The following is a 13,911-nucleotide window of genomic DNA, read 5'->3' on the forward strand; positions in this document are numbered from 1 at the left end:
CGACCCGGAAGGCACGATGCGCTCCACCTTCGTCCTGCTCCGTCTGATCGTCGCGATCGCCGTCCTGGCCGCGACCGTCACGAGCTTCGTCGACTCGTACTCCTTCTGGGTCGAGGCGCGCTTCCGCGACCGCACCACGCTGGTCGTGAACTTCTTCAGCTACATCACCGTCGAGACGTGCCTGCTGGCCGTGGTGGTGCTCCTGATGGGCGCAGTGGTCCTCGCACGGGGTGCGATCCCCGAGCCCCGCTGGTTCGCCTGGCTGCGCGCCGGCACCGTCAGCTACATGGTCGTCATCGGAGTCGTCTACAACCTGCTCCTGCGCGGCACCGTGGTCACGGGTGCCGGAGCGCCCCAGGAGTGGACGAACGAGGTCATGCACGTCGTCGCCCCCCTGGCCCTCATCCTCGACTGGCTGTTCGCCCCGGGGCGCCGCCGCCTCTCCTGGGCCGTCGTCCCCGGGATCCTGGTGTTCCCGGTCGCCTGGTTCGTCTACACGATGGTCCGCGCGCCGCTGGTCTACGACCAGATGAAGCACGAGCAGATCTGGTACCCGTACCCCTTCCTCGACCCGCGCCTCGCCGACCCGCCCCTGATCCCCGGCGGCCTGGTCGCGGTGGTGTTCTACGTGGTGGTGATGACGGGCGTGTTCGCCTCTGCGGCCGCCGTCACCGTCTACGTCTCTCGGCACGGAGTCGGGCGCCCGGGACGCTCCGTCGCCGCCTCCGAGAATTCCCCGGTCAGAGGCACTATCCCAGATCCCGTCACGGAGGGTCCGATTCGACCCTGACCGCCACCCGAGTGCGCCGACCCGGGCGGAATAGCCCCCACCTAGGATGTGTTGTAGACCTCGGAGCCGCGGACAGACCGAGCGACCGGTCCGCGCCCCGTCGATCACCGAGAGGTGATCTAGACCCGCCACCGCTCAGCACAGACCTCGAGGAGTTGCCGTGCGCGACATCGTCATCATCGGATCCGGCCCCGCCGGCTGGACCGCCGCCATCTACGCGGCCCGCGCCGACATGCACCCGGTGGTCGTGGCCTCCTCCGTCGAGATCGGCGGCGACCTCATGAACACCACCGACGTCGAGAACTTCCCGGGCTTCCCCAGCGGGATCCTCGGCCCCGAGCTCATGATGGCGATGCAGGCGCAGGCCGAGAAGTTCGGCGCCGAGACCTTCTACGACGACGTCACCTCGCTCGATCTCGAGGGCGAGGTCAAGACCGTGCACCTCGGCTCCGGCGAGAGCATCGAGGCCAAGACGGTCGTCGTCGCCACCGGCTCCGCCTACCGCAAGCTCGGCCTGCACGACGAGGAGCGCCTGTCGGGACACGGCGTCTCGTGGTGCGCCACCTGCGACGGCTTCTTCTTCAAGGGCAAGACGATCGCGGTCGTCGGCGGAGGCGACTCGGCGATGGAGGAGGCGACCTTCCTCACCAAGCACGCGGCGAAGGTCTACATCATCCACCGCAAGGACTCGCTCCGCGCCTCGAAGGTCATGCAGAAGCGCGCCTTCGACAACGAGAAGATCGAGTTCGTCTACAACTCCGAGGTCATCGGCATCACCGGTGAGAGCCACGTCAACGGAGTGAAGCTGCGCAACACGGTCGACGGCACCGAGTCGCGCCTCGACCTCGACGGCCTCTTCATCGCGATCGGCAACGACCCGCGCACCCACGTGGTGCACGGGAAGCTCGACCTGACCAGCGAGGGCAACATCGCCGTCGTCGGCCGGTCGTCCCAGACCTCCGTCCCCGGCGTCTTCGCCGCGGGCGACGTGATCGACCCGACCTACCGTCAGGCCGTGACCGCCGCCGCCTCCGGCACGGTCGCCGCCCTCGACGCGGAGCACTACCTGGCCTCGCTCGCCGACGGCACCGCCTCGACCGAGGGCACGCCGCACGCCGAGTTACTCGCTCTCTGACCCTTCCGTCACCCACCACTGGAGCCGGCACGACCGGCTCACGAAGGAGAAAATCGCTATGTCCACCGCGAAGAGCGTCACCGACGCATCGTTCCAGGCCGACGTCCTCGACTCCGAGAAGACCGTCCTGGTCGACTTCTGGGCCGAGTGGTGCGGCCCCTGCCGCATGGTCTCGCCGATCCTCGACCAGATCTCGGCCGAGCACGGCGAGAAGATCGAGATCGTCAAGCTGAACGTCGACGAGAACCCGCAGACCGCCGCGAAGTACCAGATCACCTCGATCCCCGCGATGAAGGTCTACCAGAAGGGTGAGGTCGTCAAGACCGTCATCGGCGCCAAGCCGAAGCCGGCTCTCGAGGCCGACCTCGCCGCCTTCCTCTGATCTCCTGATCAGCACCGAAGCCCTCGCGCCCTCCGGGACGCGGGGGCTTCGTGCATCCCGCTCCGTTTCACGTGAAACGTCGGACAGTGCGTGGTCGCACGCACCCAGACCCACCAGCGTCAGCAGCTCCGGCTTCTGCCCCGACCTTCTGACGGGGATGGATCTCGACACGACCGCTGTGCGGCCTACTCGATCAGCAGAACAGTCACCCTCTCCCTGCTGGTCGAGTAGCCGCCGCAGGCGGCATATCGAGACCCACCAGCTCCAGCAGCTCCGGCCTCTGCCCTGATGTCCTGACGCGGGCTACCCGATCAGCGAAGCAGTCACCCTCTCCCTGCTGGTCGAGTAGCCGCCGCAGGCGGCATATCGAGACCCACCAGCTCCAGCAGCTCCGGCCTCTGCCCCGGTGTTCTGACGCGCGCTACCCGATCAGCGAAGCAGTCACCCTCTCCCTGCTGATCGAGTAGCCGCCGCAAGCGGCATATCGAGACCCACCCGCTCCAGCAGCTCCGGCCTCTGCCCCGATGTCCTGACGCGGGCTACCCGATCAGCGAACCAGTCACCCTCTCCCTGCTGGTCGAGTAGCCGCCGCAGGCGGCATATCGAGACCCACCTCCCTGCAGACCCCCCCGATCCACCACGTCCCGAGTGGCCCCGCCCTCCCCGCCCGCTCCCGGACCCGGCCGGTACAGTGGACAGACCCGGAACCCGTCCCGGGTACCCCGTCCACCGAGCGAAGCGAACCCATCGTGACCAACCGCGGAACCAATCTCGACCCCTGGTACAACTCCTACGCGGAGCGCACGGCCGGCCTGGCCGCCAGCGAGGTCCGAGCCCTCTTCGCCGTCGCGTCACGCCCCGAGGTGGTCTCCCTGGCCGGAGGCATGCCGTTCGTCTCCGCACTCCCCCAGGACCTCGTCACCGGCGCGATCGAGTCCGTCATGCGCGAGCAGGGCCCGGTCGCACTGCAGTACGGCTCCGGACAGGGTGTGCCCGTCCTCCGCGAGCAGATCCTCGACGTCATGGCCCTCGAGGGCATCTCCGCCAGTGCAGACGACATCGTCGTCACCACGGGTTCGCAGCACGCCCTCGAGCTCGTGTCCAAGCTCTTCCTCGACCCCGGGGACGTCGTGCTGTCGGAAGGCCCCAGCTACGTCACGGCGATGGTCATCTTCCGCTCCTACCAGGCACAGATCGAGCACGTGCCGATGGACGAGCACGGCCTCATCCCGGCCGCCCTCCGCGAGCACATCGCCCGCGTCCGCGCCGCCGGCAAGACGATCAAGTTCCTGTACACGATCCCGACCTTCCACAACCCCGCTGGAGTGACCCTCTCGTGGGAGCGCCGCGTCGAGATCCTCGAGATCTGCAAGTCCGAGGGCATCCTCGTCCTCGAGGACAACCCGTACGGCCTGCTCTACTTCGAAGACGTCCCGCCGAAGGCGATGCGCTCCCTCGAGGAGGACGGCGTCATCTACCTCGGCACGTTCTCCAAGACCCTCGCCCCCGGATTCCGCGTGGGGTGGGCACTCGCTCCTCACGCCATCCGCGAGCGTCTGATCCTCGCCAACGAGGCCGCGGTGCTCAGCCCGTCGTCGTTCAGCCAGCTGGTCATCTCGAAGTACCTCGAGACCGCCGACTGGCGCGGCCAGATCGACACCTTCCGAGGCGTCTACCGCGAGCGCAAGGAGGCCATGCTGCGCGGTCTGCAGACGCACCTCCCGTCACTGTCGTGGACGAACCCCAACGGCGGCTTCTACGTCTGGCTGACCCTCCCCGAGAACCTCGACTCGAAGGCGATGCTCCCCCGCGCCGTGAAGGAACTCGTCGCCTATACGCCCGGCACCGCCTTCTACGGCAACGGGGACGGGCGTCAGAACATCCGCCTGTCGTTCTGCTATCCGACTCCGGAGCGCATCGGAGACGGCATCCGGCGTCTCGCCACCGTCATCAACGGCGAGCTCGACCTGCTGTCGACCTTCGCCGGCACGGGCTCCATGGCGAACGCCGACATCGAGCAGCGCGACAGCGCTCTTCCGCCGAACGTCTCCTGACGTGTCCGCCGCCGCCGACTCCGAATCACAAAAGGCCTGGTCATGACTGATTTCTCTGTCCTCGATCGCACTCTCGACGTCGTCGTGATCAGCGGAGGGATCAGCCACGAGCGCGACGTGTCGCTGCGATCGGGGCGCCGCGTCGCCGACCGCCTGTCGAGCATGGGCCACAGGGTCACCCTCCGCGAGCCGGACGCCGGTCTGCTGACATTCCTACTCGAGCGCCGGCCCGATGTCGTCTGGCCGGCCGTCCACGGGGCGAGCGGCGAGGACGGCGCGCTGCTCGGGCTGCTCGAGGCCGCCGGCTTCGACTACGTCGGGTCGCGGACGGACGCGGCGCGCCTCGCATGGTTCAAGCCGACCGCGAAGACGCTGGTAGGCCGCGCCGGCTTCGCTACCCCTCGGAGCGTCACCCTCCCCCGCGAGACCTTCCGCGAGCTGGGGGCGCCGGGGATCCTCGGTCAGGTCGAGGCGCACCTGCCCGGCGCGCTCGTCGTGAAGCCCGCGCAGGGCGGGTCGGCACAAGGAGTGAGCATCGTCTCGGAGTCGGGCCAGCTCCCCCGTGCGATGGTCGAGGCCTACACCTACGGCGAGGTCGTTCTGATCGAGCAGCTCGTCGCTGGCACCGAGGTGGCCGTGGGCGTCCTCGACCTCGGAGACGGACCGTTCGCGCTCCCACCCGTCGAGATCGAGCCCGTGGAGGGCCGGTACACCTTCGAAGCGCGGTACAACGCGGGAGAGACCCGGTTCTACACACCGGCCCGACTGTCGGAGGAGGTACTCGCCGAGGTCGCCCGCGTCGCGGTCGCCATCCACGAGCTCCTCGGCCTGCGCCACCTCTCCCGCGTCGACTTCATCGTCGACGACGCGGGGCTCCCTTGGTTCTTCGACGCCAATGTCCTGCCGGGTATGACGGAGACCTCCCTCGTCCCCCAGGCGATCGAAGCGTCCGGCCGCTACCTCGGCGACGTCTACTCGACCCTCGCCAAGCTGGCTGTCTCACCCCGCTGACGCCCGGATGTTTCACGTGAAACATCTCGCCTCGTAGATCAGCGCGGCTGAGACAGCCGGTGAGCCGCTGGTCGTCAGCCTGACGGCGTCCGGCGTCCGGTGGGCGTGCCGGCCACCCCCAACTCCAGCGGGTAGGGAGACACCGAATGCTGGTCGAGTGGCCCCGAAGGGGCGTATCGAGCGGCGAAGTCGCGTCGCGTCTCCGTGGGGAGGGAAAAGTCCGCGCTGGTCGCCTCCCCTGCTGGTCGAGTAGCCCCGCAGGGGCGTATCGAGACCCACCAGCTTCAGCAGATCAGGCTTCTGACCTCGGCTTCTGACGGACGTGGATCTCGATACGCCCGCTGCGCGAGCTACTCGATCAGCGAGGCAGGGCCACACACGTGGGTGACTTCTCCTAGGAGACCCACCGGTGTCAGCAGATCAGTTGTCGGCCCTGAGCTTCTGACGCTGGTCGATCTCGATACGCCCGCTGCGCGGGCTATTCGATCAGCAACGGTACGACGACGCCTGGCGACCTCCGAACATTTCACGAAGTCGCTCAGCGCAGAGCTCCTCGATCGCCGCTCCATCGACCAACCGGATCTGCTCCCCCCGGCGGCATGACAAGTCACAGCTCTTCACCGGTGGGCGAGTATCCGGCGCGGACGGGTTGAGCGGCGATGCCGCTACCGATCGTCCGCGCCTGGCGGGATGTCGAATGCGAGCAAGACCGCGCTAGCCCCCCCGATGCTGGTCGAGTAGCCCCGCAGGGGCGTATCGAGTCCCATCAGCTCCAGCAGGCGAGACCTCCACCCCACCCTCTAATGGACGTGGATCTCGATACGCGCGCTGCGCGGGCTACTCGACCCGCGAGAACAGAACCGACCGTTCGAGGGCCGATGTCACCGGAAAGGTCATGCCCCTGAAGGACGACCAGTACCGCTCGGAGCCAGGCTGCGCGACGACGCGCCTGACCACCTCCAGATGCGGGCCCAAGGAATCAGACAAGGCGTAGGGCCGTCGATGTTTCACGTGAAACATCCCATCAGGGGGCCAGCGACACTTCGGTCGGCTCGCCGATCTCGGACAGAATGCGGTTCAGGTCCTGGATGCTCGCGAAGTCGATGACCATCTGGCCCTTACGCGCCCCCAGCGTGACCTTCACCCGCGTGTTCAGCCGGTCACCGAGGTGGTCCGCGACCGAGCTCAGGTGGCCTGCGTGCCCGCCCTGCTCCTCCGCCGGCTCGCGCTTCGAGGCGCGGGGCGCCTTCATCTGCGCTGCTGCCGCTTCTGCCGCGCGCACCGACAGGTCCTCGTTCACGATCTTGTCTGCGAGTCGCCGCATCGCCTCGACATCCTCGAGGGACAGCACCGCCCGCGCGTGCCCGGCACTGAGCACGCCGGCAGCCACGCGGGCCTGCACGTCGGCCGGGAGACGCAGCAGGCGCAACGTGTTCGAGATCTGCGGACGAGAGCGTCCCAAACGCGTCGCGAGCGCCTCCTGGGTGATGCCAAAGTCGCTCAGCAGCTGCTGGTACGCCGACGCCTCCTCCAGCGGATTGAGCTCGGCACGGTGCAGGTTCTCGAGAAGAGCGTCCCGCAGCATGTTCTCGTCGGCTGTGTCCTTGACCACCGCCGGAATCGTGGACAGCCCGGCCGCCTTCGACGCCCGGAAGCGCCGCTCCCCCATCACCAGCTCGTACTTCGCACCATCGCGTCCCTGGATCGGACGCACCACGATCGGCTGCAGCACTCCGTACTCGCTGATGCTGTGGATCAGTTCCGCGAGATCGTCCTGATCGAAGACGGAGCGCGGCTGCGCGGCGTTCGGCACGATCTCATCGAGCGGCAGCCGTGCGAGACGAGCGCCGGGAACCTCGAGCAGCGCGTCCGACTCGGTCGTCCCCGCGTTCTGATCCGGGAAGAACACATCGACGGGCCGCGCGCGGGTGTCGTCTCCGGTGGGGATGAGTGCGCCGATCCCTCGGCCCAGTCCGGTTCGCTTTGCAGCCATCAGCGGGCCTCCCCTTCGGTAGCGGTCGTGTGAGTGGACGGTGCACCGCGTCGGGCGATCTCCGCAGCTGCCTCGAGATAGGCGAGCGAGCCCGACGACTGCGGGTCGTAGCTGATGACGCTCTGCCCGTAGCTCGGCGCCTCCGAGATCCGCACGTTGCGCGGGATGACGGCCTTCAGCACCTCCTTCGGGAAGTGCTCGCGCACCTCCGCCGCGACCTGGTGCGACAGGTTGGTGCGTCCGTCGAACATGGTCAGCAGGATCGTCGACACCCCGAGGTTCGGGTTCAGATGCCGCTCGATGAGGTCGATGTTCTTCAGCAGCTGGCTGAGGCCCTCCAGCGCGTAGTACTCGCACTGGATCGGGATCAGCACCTCGCGCGCCGCGACGAAGGCGTTGATCGTCAGCAGCCCCAGCGACGGCGGGCAGTCGATGAAGACGTAGTCGAACGGCTCCTCCATCGCATCCAGCATGCGGTCGAGGGCTCGGCGGAGGCGCTGCTCCCGGGCCACGAGCGAGACCAGCTCGATCTCGGCACCGGCGAGGTGGATCGTCGCCGGCACTCCGTAGAGCGTGTCGAACTCCGGGCTCTTCTGCACGACCTCGGCGAGCGGCGTGTCGTTGACGATCACGTCGTACACGCTCGTCGTCTCGGCTCGATGCTCGATTCCGAGCGCCGTGGAGGCGTTGCCCTGCGGGTCGAGGTCGATCACGAGGACCTTCGCCGCGCCACGCGCCAGACCTGCAGCGAGGTTCACGGTGGTCGTCGTCTTGCCGACCCCGCCCTTCTGATTCGAGATGGTGATCACGCGCGTCGACTCCGGCTTCGGCAGCGGCTGCGCATTGAGCAGCGCACGCCGGCGGGTCATGTCGGCGATCTCGCGAGCAAGAGGAGTCGAGGAGTCGAATCCGCCAGGCAGTCCAGCAGGATCGGGATGTTTCACGTGAAACCTTCGCTCGGCAGTTCAATCAGAGGGAGTACCGCGACTGCCGGCGCCAGGGATCCAGGTGATCTCGCATGCTGCCGGGGCGATCAACCCACTGTAGCTCGGACGACTCTCGTCACCTCGGAGAGCACGCCGTCACCCAGGACGATCACCTCGGGCGCCGAGAGTCGGAACCGTCGGATCTGCTTCTCCGCAGCACCGATCTCCTTCTCGGCGTTGACCCCCTTGAGGAGGACCAGCTCCCCTCCGCGGCGCAGCAGTGGCGCCGTCAGCGGGATGAGCTTCGACAGCGCGCTCACCGCCCGGGCCGTGACCTGGTCGAGCGGCTGGGCGAGCGCCACCTCTTCGGCGCGAGCACGCAGAACCGAGACATTCTCGAGTTCGAGGGAATCGATCTGCTCCTGGAGCCAGACGACGCGACGTTCCATGGGCTCGATGAGCACGAATCGCACGTCGGGGCGCAGGATGCCCAGCACGACGCCCGGAAGCCCCGCCCCGCTTCCCACATCACCGACGAGACCCGGACGCAGCAGAGGGGCCACCAGGGCGCTGTTGAGCACGTGCCGCGTCCACAGGCGGGGGAGCTCCAGCGGACCGATCAGGCCGCGCTCCTCGCCCTGCTCCGCCAGCGCCAGAGCGTAGCGACGCAGGAGCGGCAGGCGGTCCCCCGCGATGACGGCGGCTGCCGCGGGCTCCGGCTCGAGAGTCGGCTCCACGGCGGTCAGCCGCGGGTGATGACGGTGTGGCGCTCGCGCGCCTCGCCGCGCGACTCCGACACGAAGCCGCGCTCGCCCACCATGTCGTGCACGAGCTTGCGCTCGTAGGACGACATCGGGGGCAGGGAGGCCGACGTGGCGCCCTCCTCGATGCGCTCGATGGCCCGGTCGACGAGCTGCGCGAGCTCGGCCTCTCGGGCGTCACGGGACCCGCCGATGTCGAGGATCAGGCGCGAGAACGCGCCCGTCTTGGTCTGCACCGCGAGGCGGGTGAGCTCCTGCAGGGCCTGCACGGCATCGGGTCGCGACAGCACCCGGAGGTTCGTGTCACCCGAGGCGGTCACCGAGAGGTACACGCGTCCGTTGCGCACCTCGATGTCGATGTCGCCGTCGAGGTCGCAGATGTCGAGGAACTCCTCGATGTAGTCCGCGGCGACATCGCCCTCGTCCTCGAGCTGCGACAGGGTCGACTCCGGCTGCTCGGAGGGCGCCTCAGCGGGTTCCGCGGCGGCCTGCGTCGCGTCGAAGGTCTGCGTCGAATCGGTCATGGCGGTGCTACTTTCCGGCTTGCTTCTTGGCGCGGCTCTTGCTGACGGGCTGCTGGCGCTGCACGGCCTTCTTCTCGACGAGCGTCGTCTCGCCGGCGACGTTCGTCTCCTCGACGAGCTTGCCCTTGCGGCGGAGGCGCTCCTCGCGGGCCTTGGCGGCCTCACTGCCCGGGGTGGGCATGTTCCGGATGACGATGAACTGCTGCACCATCGTCCAGATGTTCGAGGTCAGCCAGTAGAACATGACGCCGAGGGGGAACGCGAAGCCCGAGAAGGCGAAGACCAGGGGGAGGATGTAGAGCAGGATGCGCTGCTGCTTGAACGTCGGCGAGGCCTTGGCCTCGGGCGACATGTTCTTCGACACGATCTGCAGCTGCGTGATGAACTGCGACGCGGTCATCAGCACCACCATGACGACGGCGATGATGACGACGAGCTCCTGGCCGCCCTCCTGGAGGGCGCCCTGGATGGACTGGTGCAGCGGGGCGATGCCGAACAGGTTCGCCTCGCCGAACTGGCGGGCGAGAACGGCGTCGAGCGGTCCGACGCCGCGCTCACTGCGCTGGGCGTCGTTCAGCACCGAGAACAGGCTGAAGAAGATCGGCATCTGGATCAGCAGCGGCAGGCACGACGCGAGCGGGTTGGTGCCCGTCTTCTTGTAGAGCTCCATGGTCTCGCGGGACATCGCCTCGCGGGAGAGCTGGTCGCGCTTGCCCTTGTACTTGTCCTGGATCTTCTTCAGCTGCGGAGCGACCTCCATCATCCGCCGCTGGCTCTTGATCTGCTTGACGAAGATCGGGATGAGCGCAGCGCGGATCACGAGGACCAGGCCCACGATGGACAGCACCCAGGTGATGCCCGCCGCGGCCTCCATGCCGATGATCGTCAGCAGCTGATGGAAGGCGACGAGGATCAGCTCGACCACCCATTTGAGGGGCCAGAGAATCGTGCCGAGGAGGTCCATGGGAGGGGGTCAGTCCTTTCGAGGGCCCGCGACGAATCCGAATCGCGTCACGGCGAAGCGGGTTCGGCCGGGGGCCGGTCGGTGCAGGGGGATCGAGGTCGGTACGTCGTCGACGCCGCCGGCGGCCCACGGGTGGCAGCGGAGGAGGCGACGAGCCCCGAGGACCGTGCCGAGGACGAGCCCGTGAAGCTGGATCGCCTGCAGCGCGTACGCGGAGCACGAGGGGTAGTAGCGGCAGACGTCGCCGTAGAGCGGCGAGACGACGGCGCGGTACACGAGGAGCAGTGCGATCCCGATGTTCCGGGGCAGCAGCAGGAGTCCCCACGCCAGACGTGAAGAACGCAGTCGTGAAGAACGCAGTCGCGAGGGCCGCGAGAGGGTCTGCGCCGGAGCGGCAGCCGCGGTCATGATCGATCCCCCGCCGGCCGCGCGGTCCGGGACACCGCACCGACGACCTCGCGACGGAGCTCCGCCCAGGGTGCGTCGGCGCTGCCGGGCAGTGCGCGGATCACGATCTCGGTCCCGGGAGCGGTGGCTCCCACCATCTCGAACGCCACCGCCTTGAGGCGGCGGCGGACGGTGTTGCGGGTGACGGCCGAGCCGACGGTCTTGGCCACGATGAATCCGAACCGCGCAGGAGAGGACCCGGAGGTCTTGCGGACATACGTGACGGTGTGCGGTCCCGTGGACCGCACACCGCGACGGACGACTGTCCGGTACTCGCCTCCGTGGACGATGCGATTCGCTCTGGCCAGCACCGCTGAACGGTATAGCTGGCTCTACGCGGAGAGCTCGGTGCGGCCCTTGGCGCGACGAGCGCTCAGGATGCCGCGACCGGCACGCGTGCGCATGCGAAGACGGAAGCCGTGCTTCTTGGCGCGACGACGGTTGTTCGGCTGGAAGGTGCGCTTGCTCATAGTTCAATCTCCACGTACGTGTTCCGCGAGTGAAACGGGGCCGCACGCCGGGGCGCGGGCTCCGGTCTCCCGGGAAGAGGGGGGTGCCCGATTCCGACTCGGCACGATCCGTGTGGATCGGGCGCGCGACCCCGGGCAGGCGTCAACTGATTAAAACTACGGCCTGCACTCCCGTCGGTCAAATGTGGTGCGGGCGAATCCTCGATTCTGCACGTCCCGCGGCGCGTTCCGCGCATTGACACGCGGGTGTCGCTGTGGTGGATTTGTCTCCCGTCGGCTCCGTTCGTTACCGTGTTGAGCCGCAGTTATCCACAGGCACGAACGGCCACGACCCGCGTCCGCGCTGGCGTCCGCTCCGACCCGTGGATAACCCTGTGCATGGATCGAGCCCCGCACCGGTCGAGCCGAGCACTGCGGCACAGCCCTGCGCGCGACCGCGTCGAGCACGAGATCCTGCCGGACGAGCCGGGCCTCCGCGATCGACCGAGGGTCCCCGGGCGGCACCGGAACAGCGACACCACGAACCGGGCGACACCGGGACCACGACAGCGACGAGGACCGAGGACAGATGGCAGACGACACGTCGATGGTCGACGCGTGGAACGTGATCCTCGGAGCCCTCTCGAAGGACGAGCGGATCACCGCACCCCTGTACGGCTTCGTCTCGCTGGTGGAGCCCAAGGGCATCATGGCCGGCACCTTCTACCTGGAGGTGCCGAACGAGTTCACCCGCGGGATGCTCGAGCAGCGCGTCCGCGTGCCGCTGCTGAGCGCGATCGGGACGCTCGACGACTCCTTCGGCGTCACGACGTTCGCCTTCGTGGTGAATCCCGACATCGAGCACGAGCCGATGAGCTCGCCGTCGTCGGAGTCGATGAACCCCTTCGAGCCGATCACCGGCTCCTCCGCAGCGGTCACCCCCGTTCGCGTCGTCGAGGAGCTCCGGACGGTCCCCGCGACCGACACCCGCCTGAACCCCAAGTACAGCTTCGACAACTTCGTCATCGGAGGCTCCAACCGCTTCGCGCACGCCGCGGCGGTCGCCGTCGCCGAGGCCCCTGCGAAGGCCTACAACCCGCTGTTCGTCTACGGCGACTCGGGGCTCGGCAAGACGCACCTCCTGCACGCCATCGGCCACTACGCGATGAGTCTCTACCCCGGCATCCGGGTGCGCTACGTCTCCTCCGAGGAGTTCACGAACGACTTCATCAACTCGATCGCGAACAACCGGGGCAACGCCTTCCACGGCCGGTACCGCAACGTCGACATCCTCCTGATCGACGACATCCAGTTCCTGCAGGGCAAGGCCGAGACGCAGGAGGCGTTCTTCCACACCTTCAACCAGCTGCACGACCACAACAAGCAGGTCGTCATCACGTCCGACCTGCCCCCGAAGGCCCTGACCGGCTTCGAGGACCGCATGCGCTCGCGGTTCGAGTGGGGTCTGATCACGGATGTGCAGGCTCCCGACCTCGAGACGCGCATCGCGATCCTCCGCAAGAAGGCGGTCAGCGAGAAGCTGCTGGTGCCCGACGACATCCTCGAGTTCATGGCGTCGAAGGTGTCGAGCAACATCCGCGAGCTCGAGGGGACGCTCATCCGCGTCACCGCGTTCGCGAGCCTGAACCGCACTCCGGTCGACATGTCGCTGGTGCAGACGGTGCTGAAGGACCTGATCACTCTCGACGAGGACAACGTGATCTCGCCGGTCGAGATCATCAACCACACCGCCGACTACTTCAAGCTCACCGTCGACGACCTCTACGGCTCCTCGCGCTCGCAGGCCGTGGCGACGGCGCGTCAGATCGCGATGTACCTCTGCCGCGAGCTGACGAACCTCTCGCTGCCCAAGATCGGCCAGCTGTTCGGCAACCGCGACCACACGACCGTGATGTACGCCAACAAGAAGATCTCGGAGCTCATGAAGGAGCGCCGCAGCATCTACAACCAGGTCACCGAGCTGACCACCCGCATCAAGACGAACCGCTAGGCCTCGGGAGCAGGGGCTGCGGGTCCGCTGCCTGCACCCTGCTGGTCGAGCCCGCAGCCCGCGCAGGGGCCGTATGAGCTCGAGCCTCCTCTGTTGACGCTGGTGGGTCTCGATACGCCGCCTTCGGCGGCTACTCGACCAGCGAGCTCGCAGGCGGGTCGTCCCCTCCCTCGCTGATCGAGTAGCCCGCGCAGCGGGCGTATCGAGATCCACGTCCGCCAGAAGGCGAAGGCCGAAGCCCCCTCTGCTGACGCTGGTGGGTCTCGATACACCCCTCCGGGGCTACTCGACCAGCGAGCTCGCGCGAGGTCTCAGGAGCCCTAGGCACGCTCGCCGCGCCGTCGGCGTTCGCTGAATCGAACGGATTCCGTCGATTTCCACACGTGTGAGCAACCTGTGGATAACTGTGGACAACCGGCTCCGATCTGTGCGCTCGAGCGCCTCCCCTGTGGAATGCCGCGACC

Annotated in this window: 14 protein-coding genes; 6 read left to right on the forward strand and 8 right to left on the reverse strand. The window is 67.7% G+C overall.

Annotated elements, in window-relative coordinates; all coding sequences use genetic code 11:
* Nucleotides 1–16: 16 nt before the first annotated feature.
* The 5 genes from GRS96_RS02680 to GRS96_RS02700 all read left to right on the forward strand — a co-directional run bounded on the left by GRS96_RS02680 (nucleotide 17) and on the right by GRS96_RS02700 (nucleotide 5,372).
* Nucleotides 17–790, forward strand: a complete 774-nt coding sequence (locus GRS96_RS02680; protein WP_159987664.1) for a Pr6Pr family membrane protein — start codon at nucleotides 17–19, stop codon at nucleotides 788–790.
* Nucleotides 791–950: 160 nt separating this feature from the next.
* Nucleotides 951–1,925 (forward strand): thioredoxin-disulfide reductase, encoded by a 975-nt coding sequence (trxB, locus tag GRS96_RS02685; RefSeq protein ID WP_159987665.1) that lies wholly within the window; start codon nucleotides 951–953, stop codon nucleotides 1,923–1,925.
* A 58-nt stretch (nucleotides 1,926–1,983) separates the two neighbouring features.
* The gene (gene trxA, locus GRS96_RS02690) at nucleotides 1,984–2,307 is read left to right on the forward strand and encodes a thioredoxin (protein ID WP_056039828.1); all 324 of its coding nucleotides are present in this window, start codon (nucleotides 1,984–1,986) and stop codon (nucleotides 2,305–2,307) included.
* A 749-nt stretch (nucleotides 2,308–3,056) separates the two neighbouring features.
* Nucleotides 3,057–4,361: an aminotransferase-like domain-containing protein gene (locus tag GRS96_RS02695; protein WP_159856121.1), complete on the forward strand. Its 1,305-nt coding sequence runs from the start codon at nucleotides 3,057–3,059 to the stop codon at nucleotides 4,359–4,361.
* A 42-nt stretch (nucleotides 4,362–4,403) separates the two neighbouring features.
* Complete coding sequence (locus GRS96_RS02700) at nucleotides 4,404–5,372, forward strand: D-alanine--D-alanine ligase family protein (RefSeq protein WP_159987666.1); 969 nt, start codon at nucleotides 4,404–4,406, stop codon at nucleotides 5,370–5,372.
* 1,024 nt (nucleotides 5,373–6,396) lie between these two features.
* Here the strand turns inward: GRS96_RS02700 and GRS96_RS02705 are convergent.
* From GRS96_RS02705 to rpmH, 8 genes are all read right to left on the reverse strand, one after another.
* Nucleotides 6,397–7,365, reverse strand: coding sequence for a ParB/RepB/Spo0J family partition protein (locus tag GRS96_RS02705; RefSeq protein WP_159856117.1), 969 nt, complete (start codon nucleotides 7,363–7,365; stop codon nucleotides 6,397–6,399).
* Nucleotides 7,365–8,309: a ParA family protein gene (locus GRS96_RS02710; RefSeq protein WP_442966577.1), complete on the reverse strand. Its 945-nt coding sequence runs from the start codon at nucleotides 8,307–8,309 to the stop codon at nucleotides 7,365–7,367. Before GRS96_RS02710 ends, GRS96_RS02705 begins: the two co-directional genes overlap by 1 nt.
* Before the next feature lie 89 nt (nucleotides 8,310–8,398).
* On the reverse strand, nucleotides 8,399–9,028 hold the full coding sequence (rsmG, locus tag GRS96_RS02715; RefSeq protein ID WP_159987667.1) for a 16S rRNA (guanine(527)-N(7))-methyltransferase RsmG: 630 nt from the start codon (nucleotides 9,026–9,028) through the stop codon (nucleotides 8,399–8,401).
* 5 nt (nucleotides 9,029–9,033) lie between these two features.
* Nucleotides 9,034–9,576 carry a Jag family protein gene (locus GRS96_RS02720; protein ID WP_159856111.1) on the reverse strand — a complete coding sequence of 181 codons (543 nt, stop codon included), beginning with the start codon at nucleotides 9,574–9,576 and terminating at the stop codon, nucleotides 9,034–9,036.
* Between the two features lie 7 nt (nucleotides 9,577–9,583).
* Nucleotides 9,584–10,540: a membrane protein insertase YidC gene (gene yidC, locus GRS96_RS02725; RefSeq protein ID WP_159856109.1), complete on the reverse strand. Its 957-nt coding sequence runs from the start codon at nucleotides 10,538–10,540 to the stop codon at nucleotides 9,584–9,586.
* A 9-nt stretch (nucleotides 10,541–10,549) separates the two neighbouring features.
* Complete coding sequence (gene yidD / locus GRS96_RS02730) at nucleotides 10,550–10,948, reverse strand: membrane protein insertion efficiency factor YidD (protein WP_159987668.1); 399 nt, start codon at nucleotides 10,946–10,948, stop codon at nucleotides 10,550–10,552.
* A complete protein-coding gene (gene rnpA, locus GRS96_RS02735; RefSeq protein ID WP_159987669.1) occupies nucleotides 10,945–11,298 on the reverse strand; it encodes a ribonuclease P protein component in 354 nt (117 codons plus the stop codon). Before rnpA ends, yidD begins: the two co-directional genes overlap by 4 nt.
* Before the next feature lie 21 nt (nucleotides 11,299–11,319).
* Entirely contained in the window at nucleotides 11,320–11,457 is a 138-nt protein-coding gene (gene rpmH / locus GRS96_RS02740) for a 50S ribosomal protein L34 (protein WP_056010217.1), read from the reverse strand.
* A gap of 688 nt (nucleotides 11,458–12,145) precedes the next feature.
* Between rpmH and dnaA the strand changes: the two genes are divergently transcribed.
* Nucleotides 12,146–13,447: a chromosomal replication initiator protein DnaA gene (dnaA, locus tag GRS96_RS02745; protein WP_442966631.1), complete on the forward strand. Its 1,302-nt coding sequence runs from the start codon at nucleotides 12,146–12,148 to the stop codon at nucleotides 13,445–13,447.
* Nucleotides 13,448–13,911: the final 464 nt, after the last annotated feature.

The sequence above is a fragment of the Rathayibacter sp. VKM Ac-2803 genome, from assembly GCF_009807175.1.
Classification (GTDB): domain Bacteria; phylum Actinomycetota; class Actinomycetes; order Actinomycetales; family Microbacteriaceae; genus Rathayibacter.

Excerpts from the sequence above, each read along its gene's own strand:
- GRS96_RS02680 (WP_159987664.1), top strand. The coding sequence starts at position 17 with ATGCGCTCCACCTTCGTCCTGCTCCGTCTGATCGTCGCGATCGCCGTC.
- trxA (WP_056039828.1), top strand. The coding sequence starts at position 1,984 with ATGTCCACCGCGAAGAGCGTCACCGACGCATCGTTCCAGGCCGACGTC.
- GRS96_RS02700 (WP_159987666.1), top strand. The coding sequence starts at position 4,404 with ATGACTGATTTCTCTGTCCTCGATCGCACTCTCGACGTCGTCGTGATC.
- GRS96_RS02705 (WP_159856117.1), bottom strand. The coding sequence starts at position 7,365 with ATGGCTGCAAAGCGAACCGGACTGGGCCGAGGGATCGGCGCACTCATC.
- GRS96_RS02720 (WP_159856111.1), bottom strand. The coding sequence starts at position 9,576 with ATGACCGATTCGACGCAGACCTTCGACGCGACGCAGGCCGCCGCGGAA.
- yidC (WP_159856109.1), bottom strand. The coding sequence starts at position 10,540 with ATGGACCTCCTCGGCACGATTCTCTGGCCCCTCAAATGGGTGGTCGAG.
- yidD (WP_159987668.1), bottom strand. The coding sequence starts at position 10,948 with ATGACCGCGGCTGCCGCTCCGGCGCAGACCCTCTCGCGGCCCTCGCGA.
- rpmH (WP_056010217.1), bottom strand. The coding sequence starts at position 11,457 with ATGAGCAAGCGCACCTTCCAGCCGAACAACCGTCGTCGCGCCAAGAAG.
- dnaA (WP_442966631.1), top strand. The coding sequence starts at position 12,146 with ATGGCCGGCACCTTCTACCTGGAGGTGCCGAACGAGTTCACCCGCGGG.